The organism is Kribbella shirazensis (assembly GCF_011761605.1).
Taxonomy (GTDB): Bacteria; Actinomycetota; Actinomycetes; order Propionibacteriales; family Kribbellaceae; genus Kribbella; species Kribbella shirazensis.
Genome location: NZ_JAASRO010000001.1, coordinates 3,475,679 through 3,500,329, shown reverse-complemented (window position 1 = coordinate 3,500,329; position 24,651 = coordinate 3,475,679). Strand labels below are relative to the sequence as shown.

Sequence of the window (24,651 nt, the reverse complement as noted above, 5' to 3'; positions counted from 1 at the left end):
TTCTACGGGGCGGTGGTGGCCGCGAGGACACCCTTCAGGTCGAGCTGCTCGGCTAAATGGCACGCGACTTTGCGGCCACCGATCTCGCGCAGCTGCGGGACTTCGGTCGCACACCGGGCTTCGGCGTACCCGCACCGGGGATGGAACGGGCAGCCGGCCGGCACCTTCGAGGGATCCGCGATCTCGCCGCGCAGCTTGATCCGCTCGCGTTGCCCGCGGGACGCGGGGTCGGGATCCGGTACGGCGCTGAGCAGCGCCTCGGTGTACGGGTGCAAGGGCTTGCTGTACAGCTCCTCGGTCGACGCGCTCTCCACGAGTTTGCCGACGTACATCACCGCGACGTCGTCGGCGACGTGCTCGACGATGCCGAGGTCGTGGGACACGAACAGGTAGGTGAGCCCGGACTCCTCCTGCAGATCCCTGAGCAGGTTGAGGATCTGGGCCCGGACCGAGACGTCGAGCGCGCTGACCGCCTCGTCCGCGACCACCAGCCGCGGATCGGTCGCGAGCGCCCGCGCGATCACCACGCGCTGCCGCTCACCGCCGCTGAACGCGTGCGGGTAGCGATGCGCATACTCCGCCCGCAGCCCGACGCGCCGCAGCAGCGCGGCGACCTTGTCGTCGATCTCGTCGCGGGAACCGGCCTCCTGGACCTTCAGCGGTTCCGCGATGATGTCGCGCAGTGTCTTGCGCGGGTCGAGCGACGAGTGCGGGTCCTGGAAGATCAGCCGGACCTGTGCGCGGTACGGCTTCAGCTGCTTCTCGGTCAGCGGCGCCAGGTCGACGCCGTCGAACATGATGCTGCCCGACGTCGGCTCGTACGCGCGCACGATGCAGCGCCCGAGCGTCGTCTTGCCACAGCCCGACTCACCGACGAGTCCGAGTGTCCGGCCGGCCCGGATCGACAGGTCGACACCGTCGACCGCCTTCACGAACCCGCGGTTGCGCCCGAAGAACCCGCCGTGCAGCGGGAAGTGCATCGTCAGGCCGTTGGTCTCGAGCAGGTTCATCGCTCCCCCTCCCCGTACAGCAGGCAGGCGACGTCGATCTCGTCGCTGCGCACCCGCGCCGGCACGATCCGGTCACACTTGTCCGTCATGAACGCGTCGCAGCGCGGATGGAACCGGCAGCCGGACGGCCGTTCGTAGGGCGGTGGAACGGTCCCGCGGACGGCGACCAACCGGTCCTGGCTGCTCGCCCCCAGCCGCGGGACCGAGCGCACCAGCGCCTGCGTGTACGGATGCTTGGGCTTGCTCAGTACGGCGGACGCGGGCCCCTGCTCGACGACCTCGCCCAGGTACATCACCGCGACCTCGTCGGCGACCTGTGCCGCGACGCCGAGGTCATGGGTGATGAGCATGATCGCCATCCCGAACTCCTGCTGGAGGTCCTGCAGCAGGTCGAGGATCTGCGCCTGCGTGGTCACGTCCAGCGCGGTCGTCGGCTCGTCCGCGATCAGCAGCCGCGGCCGGCAGGACAGCGCCATCGCGATCATGGCGCGCTGCCGCATCCCACCGCTGAGCTCGAACGGGTACGCGTCGACCCGGCGCTGCGGGTCCGGGATGCCGACCCGGCCGAGCATCTCGATCGCCCGTTCGCGGGCCGCCTGCTTGCCGACGTTCTCGTGCAGCCGGACCGCCTCGACGATCTGGTCGCCGATCGTGTGCACCAGGCTGAGCGACGCCATCGGCTCCTGGAACACCATCGCGATGTCGGCCCAGCGCACCTCCCGCAGCCGCTTGTCCTTCGCGGCGAGCAGGTCGAGCGGCTCCTTGCCGGACTCGTCGTCGTACAGCAGCACCTGGCCGCCGACGATCCGGGCCGGCCGCTCGACCAGCCGCAGGATCGACCGCGCCGTGACGCTCTTGCCGCACCCGGACTCACCGACCACGGCCAGCGTGCGACCGCGTGGCACGGTCAGGCTGACGCCGTCGACCGCCTTGACCACGCCGTCGCCGAGCTCGAAGTGGGTCCTGAGCTCGCGCACTTCCAACAACGGTTGCATGGAGGCTCCTACTTGTAGGGATCCGCGGCGTCACGCAGACCGTCGCCGACGAAGTTCATGGCGAGTACGACGACCACGACCGCGAGGCCCGGGGTGAGCAGCCAGGGGGCGGTGGCGACCGCGCGGATGTTCTGCGCGCCCTCGAGCAGCACACCCCAGCTGACCGCGGGCGCCTGCAGGCCGAGGCCGAGGAACGACAGGCTGGTCTCGGCGAGGATCATCCGCGGTACCGCCATCGAGATGGACGCGATGATGTGGCTGGCGAACGACGGCACCATGTGGCCGAAGATGATCCCGGTCCGTCCGACCCCGTCCAGCCGGGCGGCCATCACGAAGTCCTCCTCGCGCAGGCTGAGGAACCGGCCGCGAACGTCGCGCGCCAGCCCGGTCCAGCCGATCAGCGACAGGATCACCGTGATCGCGAAGTATCTCGTCAACGGTCCCCAACTGCTGGGCAGGGCCGCCGACAACGCCATCCACAGCGGCAGTGTCGGGATCGACATGATGAACTCGATGACGCGCTGGATGAGGTTGTCGACCGTGCCGCCCAGGTAGCCGGAGATGCCGCCGATCAGCATGCCGAGCAGGAAGCTCGCGAACACGCCGATCAGGCCGATCGACAACGAGACCCGGGCGCCGTGGATCAGCCGAGACAACAGGTCCCGGCCGGAGTGGTCGGCGCCGACCAGGAAGAACGCCTCGCCGGCCTTGGTCGGGCCGATCAGGTGGATGTTCGACTTGATCGGCCCGAGAACCGTGTACTCGTCACCGCGCACGAACCACCCGACGTCGACGATCTTCGACTTGTCGACGGTGAACGTCTGCTCGAACGTCTCCTGGTTACGCGTCGACGAGTACCCGTACACGAACATTCCGTGCTCGCTGTCGATGTGCACCCGCTGCGGCGGGGCGTACGGCAGCGCGGTGTGCGCGGTGTCCGAGCTGGACGGCGCGAAGAACCCGGCGAAGATCGCGATGAAGTAGATCGGGATCAGCACGATCAGCCCGATCAGCGCCAGCCGGTGCCGGCGGAACTGCCGCCACATCAGCCGCCACTGCGGCAGCGCGCCGTGGTCGCGAAGGCTCTTCACCACCTCCCCCGGCGCCTGCTGGGCGCCGGGCGGTGACTCAGGGGCGATCGCCTCGGTCTGCTGGACCATTCAGATCTATCCCTTCTGGAACCGGGCACGGATCCGCGGATCCCACCAGGCCAGTGCGAGGTCGCTGAGCATCGTGCCGATCACCGTCAGCGTGCTGAGGATCAGCACGAAGCTGCCGACCAGATACATGTCCTGGCTCTTCACCGCGCCGAGCAGCAACGGGCCGCTGGTCGGCAGGCTCATCACGACCGACACGATCGTCTCGCCGCTGATCAGTCCCGGCAGCAGCCAGCCGACGGTGCTGAAGAACGGGCTGAGCGACATCCGGACCGGGTACTTGAGCAGCAGCTTCCACTCCGGCAGGCCCTTCGCCCGGGCGGTCGCGACGTACGGCTTGTGCAACTCGTCGAGCAGGTTGGCCCGGGTGATCCGGATCAGTCCCGCCGTCCCCGCGACCCCTACCACGACGATCGGCACCCACAGGTGCGATATCAGGTCGAGCAGCTTGCCCAGGTTCCAGGCGGCGTCGGCGTACTCCGGTGAGAACAGTCCGCCGACACTCTGGCCGAAGTACCGGAACCCGATCCACATCATCACCAGCGCGAGCATGAACTCCGGGACGGCCATCCCGATGAAGCCCAGGAACGACGCCAGGTAGTCGCCGGGCGAGTACTGCCGCAGCGCGCTGTAGATGCCGATCGGGAACGCGATCGACCAGACGAACAGCAGGCTGCCGATCGACAGCAGCATCGAGAGCAGCACCCGGTTGCCGATCAGGCTGGCGACCGACTGGTTCCACGCGAACGACTGCCCGAGGTCACCGTGCAGCACCACCCCCTTGATCCAGGTGAGGTACTGCACGATGAACGGCTTGTCGAGGCCGTAGTGCCGTTTCAGCTCGGCGATCTGCGAGTCCGGGATGTCCTGGCCGCGGGCCTCCGCGTTGGCGATCACCGTGGTGGTGTAGTCGCCCGGCGGCAGCTTGATGACCACGAAGGTGACGAAGGAGATCGCCGCCAGCGTGATGACCATCCAGACCAGCCGCCGGGCCACGAAACGCAGCATTACTGCCCGATCGCGAACTGCTCGGGGTGGACGATGCCCGGGGCAACCGACTCGCTCATCTTCTCCGGCACGTTGTGGAAGTCGTTCTTCACCACGCCGTACGTGTTGGGCACCGAGCTGATCCCGATGTAGTAGAACTGGTCGGCCGCGATCTGCAGGATCTGCTTGCCGAGCTCGAGCGTCTTGCCCGGGTCCGGCTCCTGCCGCGCCTGGGTGAACAGCTCCATCTGCTTCTTCACCTCCGCCGGCGGCTCGGTGCCCTCCTCACCCTGCGACTGGTACCACTGCGCCCAGGTGATCGCGTACCGCGCGCTGCCGTCGTTGGTCGGCACCCAGTAGTGGTCGCCGCCGGTACCGGTCGGCAGCACGAAGGTGCCGCAGGTCCAGGTGCCGGCGTCGTGGTCGTTGGCCTTGACCCGCTCCTTGTAGAGGTCCTCGCTGATCGCCTGCGTGCGCAGCTCGATCCCGACCGCGGCCCAGCGCTTCTTGACGAACTCGATCGCCTCGACGTGGTCCGGGAACGACTCGCTGACCTGTACGGCGACCGACACCGGCTTGCCGTCCGCGCCGAGCCGTTTGCCGTCGGCGGACTTCTTGGTCAGCCCCGCGGCGTCCAGGTGCTTGTTCGCCTTGGCGACGTCGAACTCGAGGAACTGCGTGGCGAGCTGCTCGTTGTAGTACGGCGAGTCCTTCGGCGGCGCGCCCTGCCAGGGCTCACCCTGACCGGCGTACACCGCGTCGATGACCTCTTTGCGGTTGATCGCGTGCGACAGGCCGGCCCGGAACTCCTTGTTCGCGAACAGTGCCCGCTTGACCGGGTCCTTGTGGGTCATGTTGATGCCGATGACCATGGTGTTCGTGAGCTGGGTCGGCACCTCGAAGATCTTGTAGCCGCCCTTTTCCCGGTTCTGCGCGACGACCGGCTTGTTCTGCGGCGTACCGAAGTTCCGGTACTGCATGCCGAACTCGCCGTTCATCACCTTCAGCAGCTCGACCTGCGCGTCCTGCACGACCTCGACACGGCAGTTGTCGATGTACGGCAGCTGGCGGCCGGCGTCGTCGACCTTCCAGTAGTACGGGTTGCGGGTCAGCGTGACCGCGGAGCCCTTGCCGAGCGGGTTCGTCACCTTCCACGGTGCGAGCGTCGGCTGCTCCGGGTTGGTCCACGGGTTCTGCTTCTGCGCGAACAGGTCGGTCCAGCTGCCGACACCGGCCTTCTTCGCCAGCGCGTTGACGTTCTTGTTGTACTTCAGGTGGAACTGCTGGAAGTAGTGCTTCGGCAGCAGCATCCCGTAGGCGCCCTCGCGCTCGAAGATGCCGTCGGCGATCTGTCCGAGCAGCGACGGCTGCGGCGCGGTGTAGGTCAGCGTGACCGTCCGCTCGTCGACCTTCTCGACCTTCACCAGTTTCTCGGTGTCCGAGGACAGGAAGGCGTCGTAGATTCCGTCCGGGTGCAGCCCGGTGTCGCACTGCACCTCGAGGATCGTGAAGACCATGTCGTCGGCCGTGCAGGGCTTGCCGTCGGACCACTTCAGGCCCTCACGCAGCTTGAACGTGAACACCTTGCTCTCGGCATCGACCGTGAACTCGGCGGTGTTCGCCTCCATCTCGTCGTAGCCGGGCTTGCCGGTCTTGTCCGGCTTCCAGCGGACCAGCGGCTCGTAGCGCATCGCGTACCACAGCCACTGGGTGTCCTCCTGGGTCAGCATCGCCGAGCGCCAGGTGCCGCCGTACATCGCCTTGCCGGCCAGCGGCTTGATCACCGGGGGATTCTTCGGGAGCCGGTCCGCCAGCGGGGGCAGGGAGCCCTTGTCCACCAGGGCTTTCAGCATCGGCGATTCCTTCTCGCCGGCCGCCGCGGCCTGGGCGCCGGCACCGGCCGGCTTGGTGTCGAAGAAGCCGCAGCCGGGGACGGTCGCGACCGCCAGGAGTCCGAGACCGCCCTGCAGCAGCCGGCGTCGATCGATCATGCGTTGGGACACGTTGGACATGCTGTCTACCTCACTGCTGCTCGAGCTTGATGTTGCTGAACTGCGCGGTGCCATAGTCGATCAAGGCGTTGTCGATCCTGCCGCCGTCGATCGCGAAACCGATGTAGAAGGTCCGGCTCGGCATCATGATCCTTTCGTAGCCGAAGCGGTCCCACTTGACCTGATCCGTGGAGATGAAGGCCTCGAACTCGACCTCGCGGGCCTGCGGGCGTTCGCGCCGGAGCAGCCGCAGCCAGTACACCTTCGTGGGATCCAGGTAGCTGTCGTCCCACGGCCACGGGCCGACACTCGGCACCGCTCCGTGGGTCTGGATGCGGATCGCCTGGGCCTTCATGCCACCGTCGTCGGTGGCCGTCGGCGCGGCGCTCGCGTTGTCGTTGACGGTGCCGTACCCGCCGGCCACGCCGAAGCCGATCCCGCCGTACATGAACGGCGCGGCCGGGTCCAGCGAGTCGCGGATCATCAGGCCCGCGGTCAGCCCGTTGGCGATCTTGCTGACCTTGTCCAGTCGCGCGGTGAGGCTCGAGACCGCACCGGCGCCGCCGACCTGGAGCTTCTGGTAGACGTAGTGGAAGTTGCTGGTCCGCGCGTAGATCCGGCCCGACCCCTTGATGGTCAGGACACCGTTCTCCAGGTTGCCGGAGCCCGGCACCGGCGGCTTCCCGATCGACGCCGAGGTCCAGCCCGCCGTACCGGTCTGGCGGTTGACGTGGATCTGGACGGAGCTCGACTGGGTCGCCGTACCGTTCTTGTCCGTCGCCCTCGCGGTCACCCAGTAGGAGCCGTCGGCAACGTCTTTCCATTGGGCCTGGTACGGCGCCCGTGTCGCGGTACCGATCACCTGGTCGCCGACGAAGAACTCGACCTTGGCCAGCTCACCGCCCTTGGCCGCCGCGGCGTCGGCCGCGATCGTCACGGTCGGCGCCGTCCGGCCGGCGAAGACCTGGTTCTGCGCCGGGCCGGTGATCCGCACCGTCGGGTTGCCGACCGGGTCCGGGACCAGCGAGTTGAGGTAGTTCTCCAGGTAGGTGTAGCCGTTCGGCGCGATCTTCTGCGCGTCGGACGGGTCGTTCGGGTCGAGGCCGTTCGCCTTCTCCCACCAGTCCGGGATGCCGTCGTGGTCGGAGTCGACCGGCGCCTCGGCCTGGATCAGCTCCGGGTAGCCGCCCACTTCCTTCTGCGAGTTCAGCAGCCGGCCGGTGCCGTTGCGGACCTCCTCGACCAGCCGGGCGTCGGCCGCATCGCGCTTCGGCAGGATCGCACCGGCGCCGGCCAGCACCGCCTCGTACGCCTTCGCGGCCGGCTGCACGTCACCGCGGCCGGGGATCGACTGCGGCTCGGCCAGCTCGACGATGCCGCCGATCGGGTACCTGATCCCGCGCCGGTTGTGCGCGGTGACGTCCGGGTGGCCCTCGACCTCGTTACCCGAGATGTGCCACTGGCCGCCGCGGTTCGCGCTCACCACGACCGGTGCGACCTCGGGGAGCGTGGTCGGGCCCGGCTTGTAGAAGTTGTTCATGATGTTGATGCCGTTGGCCCACTCGCCGCCGTACACCGAGGTGTACCCGTGGTCGTAGACCACGTTGTTGTAGTAGTCGACCTCGAGGTTGATCGCCTCGGTGTAGCCGAAGCGCGGCTGCCGTCCACCCTGGTGGGCGATCAGGTTGTGGTGGTAGGTGTTCCGCTCGCCACCCCAGATACCGCCGTACCCGTGCCGGTTCTTCGGGTGCGTGGACAGCGCGAGGCCCTCGGAGACGATGCACCACTGGACCGTGACGTCGAAGTTCCCGTACGGCGACAGGCACTCGTCGACCGCCCAGCTGAACGAGCAGTGGTCGATGATCAGGTTGCGGATCTCCGGGCTCACCGAGCCCGGCACGTTGGTCTCGAACGCGTCACCCACCACCGACGTCAGGTCGCCGAGGCGGAACCGCAGGTAGCGGATCACGATGTCGTGCGCGCCGCCCTTGATCCCGGTGCCGTGACCGGCCACGCAGATCCCGCCACCAGGCGCGGTCTGTCCGGCGATGGTCAGGTTGTTGCCGGAGATCATCAGGCCGGTCTCGAGGTGGATCGTCCCGGAGACCCGGAACACGACGGTCCGGTCGGAGCCGGAGACCGCGTCCCGCAGCGATCCGGGTCCGGAATCGGCCAGCGTGGTGACCTCGTACACGGAGCCGCCGCGACCGCCTTTGGCCCACTTGCCGGCGCCCTCGGCACCGGGGAAGGCAGGCAGCTGGTCGTCGGACGCGGCGGTGCCGGCGGCGGTCTTCGCGCTCGCCGTCGGGGTGATCCCGAGGGACGCGACGCCGATGGCGGCCGCGGTGGTCCCGACGAATCCACGCCGGGACCAACCCGGTGTCGGGGATTCGACCGGTTGAGTTTCGGTCATCGTCCATGCCTCGCTTTCGGCAGGGGGCGGCGGCTGCTGAGTTGCGCAGTCTGAATATCTAGTCAAGTCCGAATGGAACGACGGCCCTCATGGTCACGGAGGTTACGAAGCCGTGTCAAGAGGATGACACCACAAAACCGCAATCGTTTGCATGCGGTGATTTTCTCGACCGCAATCGTTTGCACGAACCCTTGCCCGGACCTCGGAGGCGGTGGTTACCTTGCCTCCATGCCTTTGCGCCCACTCCCTTTCGGCAGCACGTCAATCACCGGAGGCTTCTGGCTGGAGCGTCAGCGGACCAACCGCGACGCCACCATCCCGGCCGCGGCGCAGCGCCTCGAGGAGGTCGGCACGCTCGAGAACTTCCGCCGGGCGGCCGGCACCGAATCAGGTGGCTTCGCCGGGAAGTTGTTCGCCGACACCGATGTCTACAAGTGGCTCGAGGCGGTCGCCTGGGAACAGGCCCGCGAGCCGTCACCCCAGCTCGCCGACTGGCAGTCCGGCGCGAGCGCCTTGGTCGCCGCGGCCCAGGAGCCCGACGGGTATCTCAACACCCACACGCGGCTCGCGCTCGGCGGTCAGCGGTACGGCGACCTGGAGAAGGGCCACGAGCTCTACTGCGCGGGACACCTGCTGCAAGCGGCGGTCGCGCAGGTCCGAGCCACAGGCGATCGCACGCTGCTCGACGTCGCGTCCCGGTTCGCCGATCACCTGTGCAAGACCTTCGGACCCGGCCGGCTCGAAGGTGTCGACGGACATCCACTGATCGAGATGGCGCTCGTCGAGCTCTACCGTGAGACCGGTACGGCGGCGTACCTCGAGCTGGCGTCGTACTTCGTGGAGGCCCGCGGCCACGGGACGCTCACTCCCCCGGGCCACCACGGCCCGGCGTACTTCCAGGATCATCTGCCGGTGCGCGACGTCCGCACGATCGCCGGCCACGCGGTCCGCGCGCTCTATCTCGCGGCCGGGGCGACCGACGTCGCGGTGGAGACCGGTGACGCCGAGCTGCTCGACGCGCTGCAGGCCACCTGGCAGACGATGGTCGACAGCCAGACGTACCTGACCGGCGGCGTCGGGTCCCGCTGGTACGGCGAGGCGTTCGGCGACCCGTTCGAGTTGCCGCCGGATGCGGCGTACTGCGAGACCTGTGCGGCGATCGCCAGCGTGCAGTGGAGCTGGCGCCTGCTGCTCGCGACGGGTGAGAGCAAGTACGCCGACCTGATCGAGCGCACGCTCTACAACGCGGTGATCTCCGGCGTCTCGCTCGGCGGTGACAGTTTCTTCTACGTGAACACGCTGAAGGTGCGGCACAACGCCTTCGCCGACGACCAGCGCTCCGCGGTCGGCGGGCGGCAGCCCTGGTTCGGGACGGCGTGCTGCCCGCCGAACGTGATGCGGACGTTGTCGTCGCTCGATCAGCTGGTCGCGACCTCGGACGACGACGGGGTGCAGGTGCAGCTGTACGCGCCGGCCTCGGTGCGGATGGGTTCCATCGGCTTCGACATCGAGACCGAGTACCCGTGGCATGGGACGGTCCGGGTGCGGATCACAGCCACTCCGGACACACCGTGGACGCTCGGACTGCGGATCCCGGCGTGGGCGGACAGCCACCGGTTGACGATCAACGGGTTCGAAGGACCGCTGCGACGGGTGTGGTCGGTGGGTGACGAGGTCGTGCTCGAGTTGCCGGTCACGGCCCGCCGTACGACACCCGACGAGCGGATCGACTCGGTGCGCGGATGCGTCGCGATCGAACGCGGTCCGTTGGTGTACTGCTTCGAGCAGCAGGACGCGGACGCCGTACTCGACGAAACCGCGGTCGTCCCGGGTGAGCTGATCGAGCGGGACCAGCCCGGGTTGCTCGGCGGCGTGACGACGATCGAGGTGCCGGCGCGCGACGGAACGCTGACCGCGATCCCGTACTACGCGTGGGCGAACCGGACGGTCGGCCCGATGACGGTCTGGATCCGGGAGGACGCATGAACTATTGGGAAGATCCGGGTCCGGGGTACGGCGTGCTGCCGGCGCGGGCCGCCGTACGGTCGGATGCGCCGCGGTTGAGTCTGAACGGGCAGTGGCGGTTCAAGCTGTCGCCCTCGGTCGTCGAGACCGGCTTCGAGGCCGTGGACTTCGACGACTCCGAGTGGGACTGGTTGCCGGTGCCGTCGTCGTGGCAGCTCCACGGGCACGGGAGTCCGGCGTACACGAACCAGAAGTACCCGTTCCCGGTCGATCCGCCGTACGTGCCGGACGAGAACCCGACCGGCGACCACCGGCTGGTCTTCGAACTGCCGGACGCGTGGAACGGTCCGACGGTACTGCGGTTCGACGGGGTGGACTCGTGCGCGCGGGTGTGGCTGAACGGGGTCGAGCTCGGGGTGACGCGCGGTTCGCGGCTGCCGGCCGAGTTCGCGGTCGGTGACGTCCTGCGCCCGGGGCGGAACGTGCTGGCGGTGCGGGTCCATCAGTGGTCGTCGGGGTCGTACCTCGAGGACCAGGACATGTGGTGGCTGCCGGGGATCTTCCGCGACGTCACCTTGATCTCACGGCCCGTCGACAGCATGGACGCGGACGTGTTCGTCCACGCGGACTATGCCGACGGCGCGGGCGTGCTGCGGGTCGAGTCGTCGCCGGGTGCGGTCGTGCGGATCCCGTCGCTGGACGTCGAGGTTCCGTGCGGGGAGACGGTGACGATTCCCGGTGTCGAGCCGTGGTCGGCCGAGGTACCGCGGCTGTACGACGCGGTCGTCGAGCTGCCCGGTGAACGGGTGTCGCTGCGGATCGGGTTCCGGACGGTGGACATCGTCGACGGCGTACTGCGGGTCAACGGCCGGCGGATCGTCTTCCACGGCGTGAACCGGCACGAGCACGATCCGGTGTTCGGTCGCGCCGTACCTGTCGAGCGGATGCGCGAAGAGCTGCTCGTGATGAAGCGGCACAACATCAACGCGATCCGGACCAGCCACTACCCGCCGGACTCGCGGCTGCTGGAGCTGTGCGACGAGCTCGGGTTCTGGGTGATGGACGAATGCGACTACGAGACGCACGGCTTCTTCCTGCTCGACTGGCGCGGGAACCCGGCCGACGATCCGCGGTTCCTGGACGCGTCGCTGGACCGGATGCGGCGGACGGTCGAGCGGGACAAGAACCACCCGTGCGTGGTGATGTGGTCGTTGGGCAACGAGGCCGGTGTCGGGTCGAACCTCACCGCGATGGCGGCCTGGACCCGGGACCGCGATCCATCCCGTCCGGTGCACTACGAAGGCGACCTGTCCTGCGCGGACGTGGACGTCTACAGCCGGATGTACGCGTCGCACGCCGAGGTGGAGGCGATCGGCAAGCGCGCCGAGAAGCCGCTGGAGGATCCCGCGCTGGACGCTCGCCGGCGGGCGATGCCGTTCGTGCTGTGTGAGTATTCGCATGCCGGAGGCAACGGTCCGGGCGGGCTGCCGGAGTACGAGGAGCTGTTCGACCGGTACGAACGCTGCCAAGGCGGGTTCCTCTGGGAGTGGATGGAACACGGCATCCTGCGCGCCGACGGTTCCTACGGGTACGGCGGCGACTTCGGCGAGGAACTGCACGACGGCACCTACGTACTCGACGGCCTGGTCTTCCCCGACCTCAGGCCGCAACCCGTCCTGGCCGAGGTCCACAAGGTCTACGAACCGGTCCGCTTGTCGGTTGTCGACGACATGCTGACCATCACGAACCGGTACGACGTCCTGGACACGTCTCACCTCCGCCTGCAGTGGGACGTCGCCGACGAAGGCATCGTCGCCGTTCGCGGCACCCTGGACCTCCCCGTCATCTCCGCGGGCGACTCAGCCACGGTGCAGCTGCCCCAGCTACCGGTCCAGAACCGCGAACGCTGGCTGACGATCCGCGCAGTACTCGTCCACGACACCCCTTGGGCCCCGGCCGGCCACGAGGTCGCCTTCACCCAAACCCACCTCGCCCCACACTCCCCCGCCCCCACGCCCGCCTCCGCACCCGCACCACATCTCAGGGGTCAACGCCTCAACCGGGAACTGGTGGACCTGGGGCCGGGCCGGTTCGACGGGCGGACCGGACGGCTGGTCCGCTTGTCCGGGTGGGGAATCGAGCATGTGCCGCTGGAGCTGTGGCGGGCGCCTACGCAGCATGACGCCCGAACGTGGGACGCGACGACACTCGACCGGAAGACCCGATGGGCCAACGCCGGGCTTGACCGCCTGCGCTATCGAACCGTCTCCGTGGAGCCCACAGCCGACGGGCTCACCGTGGTGACGATGGTCGGCGCGGCGGCAACGGATGCCCGGGTGCTGACGACGTACCGGTGGACTACCGACGGCCACCGGCTGACGGCGGACGTGGACGTCGAGCCGCTGGGTGAGTGGTCGGTGCCGTGGGCGCGGCTGGGCGTGACGTTCGGCGTGCCGGCCGGGTTCCAGACCATGACCTGGTTCGGGCTCGGGCCGGGGCAGGCGTACCCCGACTCGCGGTCGGCGGCCCGGATCGGTCGCCATACCAGGACGATCGACGATCTCCAGGTGCCCTACCTGTACCCGCAGGAGAACGGCGCCCGCGGCGACGTCCGCTGGGCCGAGCTCTCCGGTAGCGCGGGCAAGCTGCGCCTGGCCGGCGACCCGCACCTGGCGGTGACCGTCCGCCGCTGGACGATCGCCGACCTGGCCGCTGCCGAGCACCCAGCGGATCTCCGGCCCGGCGACCGGGTCTGGATCACGCTGGATGCCCTGCAGCACGGTCTCGGCTCGCCGACGAGTGGTGCGCCGATCCTCCCGCCGCACGACCTGCAGCCGCAGCAGCACAGCTTCAGGTTCAGTTTGGGAAGCTGATCCACGTCCCGGCCAGCGGCTCCTGGCCGATCCCCGACGTCGACCAGTCACAGACGCCCTCGGGGAAGATCGCCAGCAGCTTGTCCCACTGAGCGTCGGTGAAGCCCGGGTACTCCGACCGTACCGGCGTCCGCAGCTTGCACTTGATCACGTCCGCCGCCACCCCCGCACCGGCCACCTCGCGCGGGAACGACGCCGACGGGAACAAGCGCTCGCAGCGCGACGCCGGGTCCCGGTCCAGCGGCTGCGCGACGAACTCCGTCGACGACGGCACCCGGCAGCCCTCCATCAGTCCGGCCGGCCGCGCCGCCACGATCTTCTCGATCCGCGGCCGCGACGTACTGTCAGCGGTCAGTTGGGTCAGCCAACGATCCATCGAGTCGACCGCGTGCCGCAGCAGGGGGCTCGCGGTGCTGAACCCGCCGTACGTCGAATCCTCGAGCAGGCTCACCTGGTTGGCCGACGTACCGTTCGCCTTCTCCAGCCGGGAGCGCATCGAGAACGTGTGGTAGCGGACGTGGATGTCGCCGTTCGGATTGGTGTCGGCGTACGCCCGGTAGTCGATGATCGGCACGTCCTTCAGCCCGCCGCCGCCGTTGGTCAGCCGCCCGGTCCGGTACGCCGCACGCACGGCCTGCGGATCCGCCACGGTCCGGGACGGCACCAGGTTCGCGTCCGCGTCGAAGCCGCCGACCCGCTGGTTCAGGTCGAGGAACTGCGCGGGCGTGATCGCCCCGGACTTCAGCACCTTCAGCCCGTACTGGATCCCCACGTTGTCCAGCGGCCGCCGCGCGAACCCGGTCGACGGATCGGCCCCGTACGCGTTGATCGTGTGGTCGAACACGTCGCACCGGGCGCCGCCCGGGTTCGTCACCGGGTCGTAGCGCTCGGCCGGCGGGACGACGGTGCAGTTCTTCCGCGGGTCGATCCGGTTCGCACTGACCGCCATGGCCGGCAGCGTCGCGTACGTCTGGAATCCGGACACCTGGCGCTTCTGCTCCTGCGTCCACGCGATGCCCGACGTGGTGAAGTACGAGTTCAGCAGCCACGCGTCGCTGATGAAGGACACCGTGCCGAACCCGACCTCCGGGAACGAGCAGCCGACGATGATGCCGTCGAAGATCCCCGGGTAGTTGTCGGTGATCTGGTGTGCCTGGTACGAGCCGCCCGAGCACCCGAACCCGATCGTGAAGTCCGGCCGGCCGTAGTGCTCGACGAACAGCTCCTTGGTCGTCATCGCCGACTCGGCCGCGGTCAGGTCGTTGCAGTTCTGCCCGAAGACGTTCAGCGACGACGACATCAACGCGTACCCCCGAGCGAGCAGGACCGCGTCCGTCACGCCTCCGGTCGTGGAGCCGGAGCGGTACCAGCCGCCGGCGCACCCGCCGCCGAGCGTGAAGATCGCCCGCCCGTTCCAGTTGGAGGAGCGCCGCGTCGGCGTCGGCGCGGCCTCGCGCAGCGGATCGTGCAGCATGGTGGTCTGGACGACGGCCCGGTTCGCACTCCCCGTCTCCATCCGCACGATGAACGGGTCACCAGAGCCCGTCTTCGCGAGATCGGCGGGGTACGTCGTGGCGCCGCTCGGCCACTTCACGAACTTGGCCGCGGTCGTCCGGTAGAAGTAGTCGACCCGCGGTGCGACCGTGCAGTCCTTGTCGAGCGGATCGCCGAGCGTGCCGCCGATCACCGGGATCGTGAACTTCGCGGTCTCACACACGAACGGCTGCTCGTGCGGCCCCGAGAACACCGGGCCCTGGCGCGGGTGGTTGTGCAGCTCCAGCGTCGTACGCTGTCCGTCCGCCTCCGCGCGGAGCACGTTCGGCCCGAGCCGCAGGCCCCGCACCAGCCCGGTCAGCCCGGTCCCGTCCGGCGTGAACACCGACGACACGTCGTCGCCGTTCAGCGTCACCCGCACGCGGTCGTCCACATCCGGTACGGCGACGTGCACGAGCGCATCGCCCCCGGTCACCGTGCCGGCCCGGCTCGACAGCACCTCCAGTTTCACCTCCCGCGACGCGAGTGCGGGGACCGCGGGGACCACGAGCGCGCCGGCGAGCAGCGCGACGATCAGACGAACCGGTCCGGAACGAATCACAGGTCCTCCAAGGCTCAGGCGGCAACAACCTCGCAGAAACGGGAAAGCATGTGCTTGTTTATACCCAGCTTTGGTGAATTGCTTTCGCACGATCTCATATCAACCCCGAGAAGCCTCCGCGACGACGATGACGGGGTGCCGTCCGGCGACCGCGACGTCGTACCGCGCCTCGATCCGCCAGCCGCGGCCCAGTCCGGCCGCCTGCTCCGCGGTGAGGATCGCGACCAGCCGTCCGTCGAGTACACGTCGCCAGGCCCGGAGGTACGGCGCGAGGTCGCCGATCCGCACGCGTCGGTTCCACGGCGGGTTCGTGATCATGCGGTCCGCTGAGCCGGTGAGCCGACGGGTGTCGGCACAGCTCCACGTCATGGTTCTGTCGCAGGCACTCGCACGTGCGGCGTTCGCTCTGGCCGCGGCGATCGCGGCCGGGTCTCGGTCCAGTCCGACGTACTCGGCCCGCGGCTCCAGCAGGCGTGCTTCCAGCAGCAGCGTCCCCGCACCGCAGAACGGGTCGAGTACGTCGTGCCCGGGTGCGAGCTGCGCGAGACGCGCCATTGCGGCGGCCACCGGCGGGTGCAGGCTGCCCGGTACCGTCCGGGTCCGCCAGGCTCTGCGATGCAGCGGTACGGCGTACGGCCGCACCCCGATCCACAACGTCTTCCCGTCCAGCACGACCCGCCACTCGGCCCGCTCGTCCGGCGGCACGATCCCGCCACGCCGCGAGTGGTACCGCCCGCCGGTGAGCCGCGCGATCCGCTCCCCCACCAGGTCCTCGACATCGAACCGGTTGAAGTTCCGCTCCCCCACGAACGACGCACTCACCGCGAACGCGCCCCGCTCCCCGGACCCAAGCGCGGTACTGCGAACCGCCGCCACGAGCCCGGCCTTCGTCCGCCCCGGATCAACCACCGTGCCCCGCACGACGAACAGATCGTCAGCCACCCGCGGCGGCCGCTCCACGATCGCATCCGACGAGGGCTCGACCACCACCAGCCGCTTCGACACCTCGACGACCCGATGCCCCGCCGCGACGACCTCCTCGGCCGCCAACCACTCCAGACCCGCAACCACCCGCACCAGAACCAGTGCAGAACGCATGAAGAAATCTCCCGGCAAGAACCCGGGAGCAACCGGCCGGCCACTCCCGCCTCACCGGCCAAGGGCAGAACGCCACACAAGGGCCAGCGGCAGCTAGCCCAGTCGGAAGAAGAAACTCTTCATGCGGCCGATGATGGCAGGTCGCTGCAGCCTGTGCCTACCGAATTACCGACCGTTCGCCGCAGATCCCGGACCACCGATCGACCGGATCAGCCACGGCCTTGAGTCGCCACCTCGCATGGATTCAACTGCAGGTCGTCGCTGTGAGCAGAATTCCGCACCCGCCCCGGAGGTTGCTCGTGCACGCACACCTGTCCTGGATCGGTCGGCGAGCGTTGCTCGCCACCGCCCTCTTCCTCGGACTCTCACCTCTAGCCCCCGCGCAGGCCGCACCGCTGCCCGCGCCCACCGAGGCCGCGGTCGTCGCGACAACGATTGCGCCACGTGGCGCCGAGGTTGTCGCGGTCAAGCAGGTCGCGGACCGGATGACCGACCTGACCGTGCGGTCCCAGGCGCTCGGCGGCCGCACCGTCAACGTCCGGCTGCTCACGCCGGACGGCTGGAATCCGGCGGACCGCCGTCAGCACTGGCCGACGTTCTGGCTCCTGCACGGTTGCTGCGGGGACTACACGTCGTGGTCCGGCACGGACATCGCGAAACTCGCAGAGCTCCGCAAGGTCCTCGTCGTCATGCCCGAGGCCGGCTGGAACGGCTGGTACAGCGACTGGTGGAACTACGGTGTCGGCGGCGACCCCGCGTGGGAGACGTTCCACACCGTCGAGCTGGCGCACCTGCTGGAACACGACTGGGGCGCGAGCTCGAACCGCGTCGTCGCCGGTCTCTCGATGGGCGGCCAGGGAGCCCTGCTGTACGCCGCTCGCCACCCCGGCATGTTCCGCGCCGCCGCGGCGTACTCCGGCTCGGCCCATCCCCTGCTGAACGACGAGTCGATCAACCGGATCAAGGGCTTCTTCGCCGGTCAGGGCAACGATCCGCTCCGGGTGTGGGGAGACCCGGTCGCGCAGCGCGGGATCTGGGAAGCGCACGACCCGTACTACCTCGCGCACCGGCTCAAGTCGCTACCGGTCTACCTCTCGTGTGGCGACGGCACTGCCGGACCGTTCGACCCGCCGGGCAAGAAGGACGCGCTGGAGGCGGACTTCAACCGCCAGAACCAGGCCCTGGCCGCCGAGCTCGCGCGCGTCGGCGCGAAACACCTCACCACCAACTTCTACGGACCGGGCACGCACGGATGGGCGTACTGGCAGCGCGAACTGCACGCCTCTCTGCCGATGCTGCTGGATGCCCTCAGAGTTAGCTGACTCAGAGGTACGTCTGGGTGCTGGGTGGTGCGGACTCCATCCAGGCCAGGACGCCGGTGAGGGCTTCCTCGGTCATGGCGAAGTGCACAGTCCGGTCGCGCAGATCGGCGTCGACGATGACATGGCCGGCGTACATCACGAGGGGCTCGTTACCCATCGGGCGGCGGGTGCTGATGCCCTCGAGCTGGCGGCGGTTGACGACGAGCTTGGGCCACCAGGCGAGGCTGAACACCCGGAACCATTGCAGCTCGTCGCCGACGTACCGGGCCAGGCCGAGGGCCCAGCCGCGGCCGTGCTCCTTCTGCGCGAGCTGCAGGCTGCAATCAAAAGTTCCGCCGTCCCTGGACAACCAGCGACGGCGGAACGCGACAAGTGCGATGAACAGTACGGCGGCAAGCAGACAGACCCCGACGACATCGAGGACTGTCCTCATACCTTGTGACCCCATTTCCGGTGCCCAGTGTTCGCTCCGGGCACCCCGGAGAATCGTACTGTCAGTGACGATATTCGATTATGGCAGGTCGGGTCAGGACGTCTGCTCGGCGGCCCGCACCCGGGCCTCGGCGAGTCGCACCTCGTCGGTGTCGGCGTCGGCCAGGCCGGCCGCCAGCGCCTGCTCGAGCTCGCGCCGAGCCTCCTCGAGGTCGATGTCGTGACCCATCTCGGCGTTCTCGGCCAGGATCGAGACCCGGTCGTTCGCCACCGAGATGAACCCGTCCGGCGCGGCCGCGACGAAGTACTCGTCGTCGACGGTCCGCACCTGGACGGTGCCGCCCTGCAGCAGGCCCAGCAACGGCGCGTGGCCGGGCAGGATGCCGACGTCACCGTCCGTGGTCCGGGCGATCACGATCCTGGCCTGGCCCTGCCACACGGTCCGCTCGGCCGCGACCAGCGCGACCTCGAGGTGCTTGGCAGCGTCATCGGCCATGTCAGTTTTCCTTCTGCAGCTCGGCCCACTTGCGCTCGACGTCCTCGAGCGAGCCGACGTTGAAGAACGCCTGCTCGGCGATGTGGTCGCACTCGCCCTCGGTGATCTTCTTGAAGGACTCGATGGTGTCCTTCAGCGGCACGGTGGAGCCCGGGATGTTGGTGAACTTCTCCGCCATGTAGGTGTTCTGCGAGAGGAACTGCTCGATCCGGCGCGCACGCGCGACGGTGATCTTGTCCTCTTCGGAGAGCTCGTCGACACCGAGGATGGCGATGATGTCCTGCAGTTCCTTGTTCTTCTGCAGGATCTGCTTCACCCGGACGGCCACGTCGTAGTGCTCCTGGCCGATGTACTGCGGGTCGAGGATCCGCGACGTCGAGCTCAGCGGGTCGACGGCCGGGTACAGACCACGCGACGCGATGTCGCGGGAGAGCTCGGTGGTCGCGTCGAGGTGGGCGAAGGTGGTGGCCGGCGCCGGGTCGGTGTAGTCGTCGGCGGGCACGTAGATCGCCTGCATCGAGGTGATCGAGTGACCCCGGGTCGACGTGATCCGCTCCTGCAGCACGCCCATCTCGTCGGCCAGGTTCGGCTGGTAACCGACCGCGCTCGGCATCCGGCCGAGCAGGGTGGAGACCTCGGAACCGGCCTGGGTGAACCGGAAGATGTTGTCGATGAAGAGCAGCACGTCCTGCTCCTTGACGTCGCGGAAGTACTCCGCCATCGTCAGCGCGGACAGCGCGACCCGAAGGCGCGTGCCCGGCGGCTCGTCCATCTGACCGAACACCAGCGCGGTGTCCTTGAAGACGCCGGCCTCTTCCATCTCGGTGATGAGGTCGTTGCCCTCACGGGTCCGCTCGCCGACGCCGGCGAACACCGACGTACCACCGAAGTTGTGGGCGATCCGGTAGATCATCTCCTGGATCAGAACGGTCTTGCCGACACCCGCACCGCCGAACAGGCCGATCTTTCCACCCTGCACGTACGGCGTCAGCAGGTCGAGCACCTTGATACCGGTCTCGAGCATCTCGGTCTTGGACTCGAGCTGGTCGAAGGCCGGCGCCTTGCGGTGGATCGGCCAGCGCTCGGCGATCTCGAACTCGGACTCGTCCTGGTTCAGGCACTTGCCGGTCACGGACCACACGCGGCCCTTGGTGACGTCACCGACCGGGACGGAGATCGCCGCACCGGTGTCGCGCACCTCGGCGCCGCGGATCAGGCCGTCGGTCGGCTTCATCGAGATCGCCCGGACGATGTTGTCGCCGACGTGCAGCGCCACCTCGAGGGTGATCGTCTGGCTGAGGTCGCCCAGGGTGATGTCCACCTCGAGCGCGTTGTACATGTCCGGCATCGCGTCCACAGGGAACTCGACGTCGACGACCGGGCCGATCACCCGGGCGACGCGACCGATGCCGGTGGCACCCGCCTCGTTGTTCTTCTCGGTAACCGTGGCAGTCATCTCTCTCACTCGCTCCCGGCGGTCGCGTCGGCCAGCGCGCTGGCGCCACCGACGATCTCGCTGATTTCCTGGGTAATTTGTGCCTGGCGGGCCTGGTTCAGGTCCCGCGTCAGCTTCTCGATCAGGTCCTGCGCGTTGTCGGTCGCGGACTTCATCGCGCGCTGCCGGTTGGCCAGCTCGGAAGCCGCCGCCTGCAGCATGCAGTAGTGGATCCGGCTGGCGACGTACTTCGGCAGCAGCCCGTCCAGGACCTCTTCGGCGGACGGCTCGAACTCGTACAGCGGCAGCACGTCGTCCGCCGCCGGCGGCTCCTCGCCTTCGACGACCTCCAGCGGCAGCAACCGGATCACGTCCGGGCGCTGGGTCAGCATCGACACGAACCGGGTGAAGACGATGTGGATCTCGTCCACGCCGCCCTCCTCGGTCGGGGTCAGGAAGGCCTCGATCAGCGCGTCGGCGATCTCCCGGGCCCGGGCGAAGCTCGGGTTGTCGGACTCACCGCTCCACGTCTGCGCGACCTCGCGCTGCCGGAAGGTGTAGTAGGCGATGCCCTTGCGGCCGCTGATGTACGGGACGACCTGCTTCTCGTCCTCGCGCAACAGCTGGTTCAGCCGCTCGCCCTCACGGATCACGTTGGCCGAGTAGGCCCCGGCCTGACCGCGGTCGGAGGTGAGCAGCAGGACCGCGGCGCGCCGCGGGTTCTCCTTCTCGGTGGTCAGCGGGTGGTCGACGTTCGAGAACGTCGCCACCGCCGACACGGCACGGGTGAGCTCACGCGCGTACGGACCGGCCGCCCCGGCGCGTTGCTGCGCCTTGACGATCCGGGACGCCGCGATGAGCTCCATCGCGCGGGTGAGCTTCTTGATCGTCGAGACCGAAGCCTTCCGGTCGCGAAGCTCCCGCAGGTTGGCCGGCATCGGTCAACCCCTCTTCTGCTTGACGATCTGCTCCTGGTCGACGTCCGCCTCGTCCAGCGCCTCGGCCTCGGCCTCGGTGCCGAGCAGCGTGCCCTCGGAGGTCTGGAACGTCGGCTTGAACGCGGCCAGCGCGTCGGTGACGGCCTGCGCCTCGTCGTCGCCGAACAGCCCGGACTCGCGGATCGCGTCGAGCACCTTGCTCTCCCGGCGCAGGTAGTCCAGGAAGTCCCGCTCGAAGCGGAGCACGTCGTTCACCGGTACCTCGTCGAAGTGACCGCGCGTGCCGGACCAGATCGAGACGATCTGCTCCTCGACCGGGTACGGGGAGTACTGCGGCTGACGCAGCAGCTGGACCAGCCGCTGGCCACGGTCGAGCTGCCGGCGGGAGGTCGCGTCGAGGTCGGACGCGAACATCGCGAACGCCTCCATCGCGCGGAACTGGGCCAGGTCGATCTTCAGCGACCCGGACACGTTCTTCATGCCCTTGACCTGCGCGGCGCCACCGACCCGGGACACCGAGATACCGACGTCGATGGCCGGCCGGATGTTCGCGTTGAACAGGTCGGACTGGAGGAAGATCTGGCCGTCGGTGATCGAGATGACGTTGGTCGGGATGAACGCCGAGACGTCGTTCGCCTTGGTCTCGATGATCGGCAGACCGGTCATCGAGCCGGCGCCGAGCTCGTCGGACAGCTTCGCGCAGCGCTCCAGCAGGCGGCTGTGCAGGTAGAAGACGTCACCCGGGTACGCCTCACGGCCCGGCGGGCGGCGCAGCAGCAGCGACATCGACCGGTACGCCTCGGCCTGCTTGGTCAGGTCGTCGAAGACGATCAGCACGTGCTTGCCCTGGTACATCCAGTGCTGGCCGATCGCCGAGCCGGTGTACGGCGCGACGTACTTGAAGCCGGCCGGGTCGGACGCCGGGGAGGCGACGATGGTGGTGTACTCCATCGCGCCGGCCTCTTCGAGCGCGCCGCGGACCGACGCGATCGTCGAGCCCTTCTGGCCGATGGCGACGTAGATGCAGCGGACCTGCTTCTTCGGGTCGCCGGACTCCCAGTTCGCCTTCTGGTTGATGATCGTGTCGACCGCGATCGCCGTCTTGCCGGTCTTGCGGTCGCCGATGATCAGCTCGCGCTGGCCGCGGCCGATCGGGATCATGCCGTCGATCGCCTTGATGCCGGTCTGCAGCGGCTCGCGGACCTCCTGGCGCTGCATCACGCCGGCGGCCTGCAGCTCGAGCGCGCGGTCGCCCTCGAGGCCCTGGATCTCGCCCAGGCCGTCGATCGGCTTGCCCAGCGGGTCGACCACGCGGCCGAGGTACCCCTCGCCGACCGGTACCGACAGCACCTGACCGGTACGGCGGACCTGCTGGCCCTCCTCGATCCCGTCGAACTCACCGAGGACGACGACACCGATGTCGCGGACGTCGAGGTTCAGCGCGATGCCCCGGGTGCCGTCCTCGAACTCGAGCAGCTCGTTGGTCATCACCGAGGGCAGGCCCTCGACGTGGGCGATACCGTCACCCGCGTCGACGACGGTGCCGACCTCTTCGGCGCCTGCGTCGGCCGGTTGGTACTCGGTGACGAACCGATCCAGGGCGTCCCGGATCTCCTCCGGCCTGATCGTGAGCTCAGCCATTGTGTTTCCTGCTTCCTTGACCCTTGCTGGCCTGTTGTGGCCCTAAAGGCTCTCCCGACCCTTAGCGCCGCTGTATGTCGTTAAGGGGGTTCAGCCCGCGATGCGCCGTTGCGCGTCGTCGAGCCTGGCCGCGATGGTTCCGTCGATCACTTCGTCGCCGATGTCCACCCGGACGCCGCCGACGACGTTCGGGTCGACGATGACGTTCAGCTGGATGTCCCGGCCGTACTGCCGGCCGAGCGCCGCCGCGAGCCGGGTGCGCTCCGCCTCGGTCAGGTCGGTGGCCACCCGCACGGTCGCGATGCTGGCGTTCCGCCGGGCCGCCGCGGCGACCTGGTAGGACCGCATCGACGCCGCGAAGCTGCGGCCGCGGCCGTCCACGGCCCGCTCGGCCAGCCGCACCGTGGTGGCGTCGGCCTTGCCCTGCAGCAGTCCGCGGAGCAGCTCCTGCCGCTGCTCGACCGGGATCACCCGGTCGCCCAGCTTGTCGGCAAGGGCGCGCTCGGCGGCGACCACCCGGTCCAGCCGGAACAGCTCGTCCTCGACCTCGTCCAGCTTCCGCTGGGTGTCGGCGTACGCCACCTCGGCCTCGACGCCGAGCTGCTCCAGGGCGTCGCCCAGGTCCCGTCCGCTGACCCACCGACCGGCCACCGCGGCGGACAGGATCTCCAGCGCCTGGGCGGAGATCTTGCCGCCGAACAGCTGCTCGGCCAGTGCCGTCTTCGAGCCGGCCGGTCGTGCCGGGTCGGTCAGGGCACGCCGGAGCGCGCCGCTACCGTCCAGCAGCTTGGCGATCGAGAACAGCTCGCTGCCCAGCCCTTCGGCCGGGGTCGCACCCGCCAGGGCCTCTTCGGCCCGGGCGAGTGACTCGTTCGACGCGCCGCGCATCAGCCGTCCGTTCCGACTGCCTGACGAGCGGACTCCGACGCCTCCAGATCGGCCAGGAACCGCTCGACGGTCCGGCGCTGCCGGGCCTCGTCCTCGAGCGACTCGCCGACGATCCGGCCGGCCAGCGTGGTCGCCATCGTGCCGACCTCACCGCGCAGCGAGGCGACCGCCTGCGCCCGCTCGGCGTCGATCTGGGACCGCGCGTGCGTGACGATCCGCTCGGCCTCGGCGTTCGCCTGCTCGCGCATCTCCGCGATGATCTGGGCACCCTGCTCGCGGGCGTCCTCGCGGATCTTCGCAGCTTCCTGCCGGGCCTCGGCCAGCTGCGCGTTGTACTTCTCCAAAGCCGCCTTCGCCTCGGCCTGGGCCTGCTTGGCCTCGTTCATCCCGCCTTCGATCGCCGCGGTCCGATCGGCATACGCCTTCTCGAACTTCGGGACGACCACCTTGGCGAAGGCGATGGCCAGCAGGACCAGGAAGACGAAGCCGAAGATGATCTCGGCGGTGTGCGGCAGCAGCGGGTTGACTTCCTCGCCGGCCGCTGCGCTGAGCGGTAGCACCAACGTCGTCATATCTGAGTCCTGTCAGTCAGTGTGGCTGGATCAGTTACCGGAAGCGCGGAACACGAAGGCCAGCGCGATACCGATGATCGCCAGCACCTCGGTGACGCCGAAGCCGATCCAGGCGATCGACTGCAGCTTGCTCTGGGCCTCCGGCTGCCGCGCGGTGCCGTTGATGACGGCGGCGAAGATCAGGCCGACGCCGACGCCCGGGCCGATCGCCGCAAGGCCGTAACCGAGGACCGCGATGTTGCCGCCCAACTCGAGGGCCAGCTGAGTAACCATGGTTTCGGTGTTTCCTTTCAGTACGGATAGTGGCTATCCGGGTTTCCGTTACTACGGGTCTGGGGGTACT

General features: G+C 68.7%; 19 protein-coding genes. 3 read left to right on the top strand and 16 right to left on the bottom strand.

What is annotated here, in order from left to right; all coding sequences use genetic code 11:
* Positions 1-2: 2 nt before the first annotated feature.
* From BJY22_RS17220 to BJY22_RS17195, 6 genes are read right to left on the bottom strand one after another with little or no spacing between them, the layout of a single operon-like run.
* On the bottom strand, positions 3-1,010 hold the full coding sequence (locus tag BJY22_RS17220; RefSeq protein WP_167207993.1) for an ABC transporter ATP-binding protein: 1,008 nt from the start codon (positions 1,008-1,010) through the stop codon (positions 3-5).
* Positions 1,007-2,005 (bottom strand): ABC transporter ATP-binding protein, encoded by a 999-nt coding sequence (locus BJY22_RS17215; RefSeq protein WP_167207991.1) that lies wholly within the window; start codon positions 2,003-2,005, stop codon positions 1,007-1,009. Before BJY22_RS17215 ends, BJY22_RS17220 begins: the two co-directional genes overlap by 4 nt.
* 8 nt (positions 2,006-2,013) lie before the next feature.
* A complete protein-coding gene (locus BJY22_RS17210) occupies positions 2,014-3,165 on the bottom strand; it encodes an ABC transporter permease (RefSeq protein WP_167207989.1) in 1,152 nt (383 codons plus the stop codon).
* A gap of 6 nt (positions 3,166-3,171) precedes the next feature.
* Positions 3,172-4,170 carry an ABC transporter permease gene (locus BJY22_RS17205; protein WP_167207987.1) on the bottom strand — a complete coding sequence of 333 codons (999 nt, stop codon included), beginning with the start codon at positions 4,168-4,170 and terminating at the stop codon, positions 3,172-3,174.
* Positions 4,170-6,161, bottom strand: coding sequence for an ABC transporter substrate-binding protein (locus BJY22_RS17200; protein ID WP_167207985.1), 1,992 nt, complete (start codon positions 6,159-6,161; stop codon positions 4,170-4,172). Before BJY22_RS17200 ends, BJY22_RS17205 begins: the two co-directional genes overlap by 1 nt.
* A 10-nt stretch (positions 6,162-6,171) precedes the next feature.
* Entirely contained in the window at positions 6,172-8,553 is a 2,382-nt protein-coding gene (locus BJY22_RS17195; RefSeq protein WP_167207983.1) for an Ig-like domain-containing protein, read from the bottom strand.
* 228 nt (positions 8,554-8,781) lie between these two features.
* On the opposite strand from BJY22_RS17195, the gene BJY22_RS17190 reads away from it, so the two are divergent.
* Both BJY22_RS17190 and BJY22_RS17185 read left to right on the top strand, forming a co-directional pair.
* Entirely contained in the window at positions 8,782-10,539 is a 1,758-nt protein-coding gene (locus tag BJY22_RS17190; RefSeq protein ID WP_167207981.1) for a glycoside hydrolase family 127 protein, read from the top strand.
* Entirely contained in the window at positions 10,536-13,391 is a 2,856-nt protein-coding gene (locus tag BJY22_RS17185) for a glycoside hydrolase family 2 TIM barrel-domain containing protein (protein ID WP_167207979.1), read from the top strand. Before BJY22_RS17190 ends, BJY22_RS17185 begins: the two co-directional genes overlap by 4 nt.
* On the opposite strand, the gene BJY22_RS17180 is transcribed toward BJY22_RS17185, so the two are convergent.
* Together BJY22_RS17180 and BJY22_RS17175 are read right to left on the bottom strand one after the other, a co-directional pair.
* Positions 13,375-15,486: a DUF6351 family protein gene (locus tag BJY22_RS17180; RefSeq protein WP_202891150.1), complete on the bottom strand. Its 2,112-nt coding sequence runs from the start codon at positions 15,484-15,486 to the stop codon at positions 13,375-13,377. The two genes, BJY22_RS17185 and BJY22_RS17180, sit on opposite strands and share 17 nt — an antisense overlap.
* 99 nt (positions 15,487-15,585) lie before the next feature.
* Positions 15,586-16,584 (bottom strand): methyltransferase domain-containing protein, encoded by a 999-nt coding sequence (locus tag BJY22_RS17175; RefSeq protein WP_167207977.1) that lies wholly within the window; start codon positions 16,582-16,584, stop codon positions 15,586-15,588.
* Between the two features lie 263 nt (positions 16,585-16,847).
* Here BJY22_RS17175 and BJY22_RS17170 point away from each other — a divergent pair, with 263 nt between their 5' ends.
* Entirely contained in the window at positions 16,848-17,906 is a 1,059-nt protein-coding gene (locus BJY22_RS17170) for an alpha/beta hydrolase (protein WP_337758752.1), read from the top strand.
* A gap of 1 nt (position 17,907) precedes the next feature.
* Here the strand turns inward: BJY22_RS17170 and BJY22_RS17165 are convergent, their stop codons facing one another.
* From BJY22_RS17165 to atpE, 8 genes are all read right to left on the bottom strand, one after another.
* Positions 17,908-18,339 carry a DUF2550 domain-containing protein gene (locus tag BJY22_RS17165; protein ID WP_167207975.1) on the bottom strand — a complete coding sequence of 144 codons (432 nt, stop codon included), beginning with the start codon at positions 18,337-18,339 and terminating at the stop codon, positions 17,908-17,910.
* 93 nt (positions 18,340-18,432) lie between these two features.
* Positions 18,433-18,834 (bottom strand): F0F1 ATP synthase subunit epsilon, encoded by a 402-nt coding sequence (locus BJY22_RS17160; protein ID WP_167207973.1) that lies wholly within the window; start codon positions 18,832-18,834, stop codon positions 18,433-18,435.
* A gap of 1 nt (position 18,835) precedes the next feature.
* The gene (atpD, locus tag BJY22_RS17155) at positions 18,836-20,290 is read right to left on the bottom strand and encodes a F0F1 ATP synthase subunit beta (protein WP_167207971.1); all 1,455 of its coding nucleotides are present in this window, start codon (positions 20,288-20,290) and stop codon (positions 18,836-18,838) included.
* A 5-nt stretch (positions 20,291-20,295) separates the two neighbouring features.
* A complete protein-coding gene (locus tag BJY22_RS17150) occupies positions 20,296-21,207 on the bottom strand; it encodes a F0F1 ATP synthase subunit gamma (RefSeq protein WP_167207970.1) in 912 nt (303 codons plus the stop codon).
* Positions 21,208-21,210: 3 nt separating this feature from the next.
* Positions 21,211-22,848 (bottom strand): F0F1 ATP synthase subunit alpha, encoded by a 1,638-nt coding sequence (gene atpA, locus BJY22_RS17145; protein ID WP_167207968.1) that lies wholly within the window; start codon positions 22,846-22,848, stop codon positions 21,211-21,213.
* A gap of 90 nt (positions 22,849-22,938) precedes the next feature.
* Positions 22,939-23,736 (bottom strand): F0F1 ATP synthase subunit delta, encoded by a 798-nt coding sequence (locus tag BJY22_RS17140; RefSeq protein ID WP_167207966.1) that lies wholly within the window; start codon positions 23,734-23,736, stop codon positions 22,939-22,941.
* Positions 23,736-24,308 (bottom strand): F0F1 ATP synthase subunit B, encoded by a 573-nt coding sequence (locus tag BJY22_RS17135; protein WP_167207964.1) that lies wholly within the window; start codon positions 24,306-24,308, stop codon positions 23,736-23,738. The genes BJY22_RS17140 and BJY22_RS17135 overlap by 1 nt, the downstream gene beginning before the upstream one ends.
* Before the next feature lie 30 nt (positions 24,309-24,338).
* Complete coding sequence (gene atpE, locus BJY22_RS17130) at positions 24,339-24,581, bottom strand: ATP synthase F0 subunit C (RefSeq protein ID WP_167207962.1); 243 nt, start codon at positions 24,579-24,581, stop codon at positions 24,339-24,341.
* Positions 24,582-24,651 lie beyond the last annotated feature (70 nt).

Excerpts from the sequence above, each read along its gene's own strand:
- BJY22_RS17175 (WP_167207977.1), bottom strand. The coding sequence starts at position 16,584 with ATGCGTTCTGCACTGGTTCTGGTGCGGGTGGTTGCGGGTCTGGAGTGG.
- atpA (WP_167207968.1), bottom strand. The coding sequence starts at position 22,848 with ATGGCTGAGCTCACGATCAGGCCGGAGGAGATCCGGGACGCCCTGGAT.
- BJY22_RS17210 (WP_167207989.1), bottom strand. The coding sequence starts at position 3,165 with ATGGTCCAGCAGACCGAGGCGATCGCCCCTGAGTCACCGCCCGGCGCC.
- BJY22_RS17140 (WP_167207966.1), bottom strand. The coding sequence starts at position 23,736 with ATGCGCGGCGCGTCGAACGAGTCACTCGCCCGGGCCGAAGAGGCCCTG.
- BJY22_RS17200 (WP_167207985.1), bottom strand. The coding sequence starts at position 6,161 with ATGTCCAACGTGTCCCAACGCATGATCGATCGACGCCGGCTGCTGCAG.
- BJY22_RS17160 (WP_167207973.1), bottom strand. The coding sequence starts at position 18,834 with ATGGCCGATGACGCTGCCAAGCACCTCGAGGTCGCGCTGGTCGCGGCC.
- atpD (WP_167207971.1), bottom strand. The coding sequence starts at position 20,290 with ATGACTGCCACGGTTACCGAGAAGAACAACGAGGCGGGTGCCACCGGC.
- atpE (WP_167207962.1), bottom strand. The coding sequence starts at position 24,581 with ATGGTTACTCAGCTGGCCCTCGAGTTGGGCGGCAACATCGCGGTCCTC.
- BJY22_RS17205 (WP_167207987.1), bottom strand. The coding sequence starts at position 4,170 with ATGCTGCGTTTCGTGGCCCGGCGGCTGGTCTGGATGGTCATCACGCTG.
- BJY22_RS17195 (WP_167207983.1), bottom strand. The coding sequence starts at position 8,553 with ATGACCGAAACTCAACCGGTCGAATCCCCGACACCGGGTTGGTCCCGG.
- BJY22_RS17215 (WP_167207991.1), bottom strand. The coding sequence starts at position 2,005 with ATGCAACCGTTGTTGGAAGTGCGCGAGCTCAGGACCCACTTCGAGCTC.
- BJY22_RS17165 (WP_167207975.1), bottom strand. The coding sequence starts at position 18,339 with ATGAGGACAGTCCTCGATGTCGTCGGGGTCTGTCTGCTTGCCGCCGTA.
- BJY22_RS17185 (WP_167207979.1), top strand. The coding sequence starts at position 10,536 with ATGAACTATTGGGAAGATCCGGGTCCGGGGTACGGCGTGCTGCCGGCG.
- BJY22_RS17220 (WP_167207993.1), bottom strand. The coding sequence starts at position 1,010 with ATGAACCTGCTCGAGACCAACGGCCTGACGATGCACTTCCCGCTGCAC.
- BJY22_RS17150 (WP_167207970.1), bottom strand. The coding sequence starts at position 21,207 with ATGCCGGCCAACCTGCGGGAGCTTCGCGACCGGAAGGCTTCGGTCTCG.
- BJY22_RS17190 (WP_167207981.1), top strand. The coding sequence starts at position 8,782 with ATGCCTTTGCGCCCACTCCCTTTCGGCAGCACGTCAATCACCGGAGGC.
- BJY22_RS17135 (WP_167207964.1), bottom strand. The coding sequence starts at position 24,308 with ATGACGACGTTGGTGCTACCGCTCAGCGCAGCGGCCGGCGAGGAAGTC.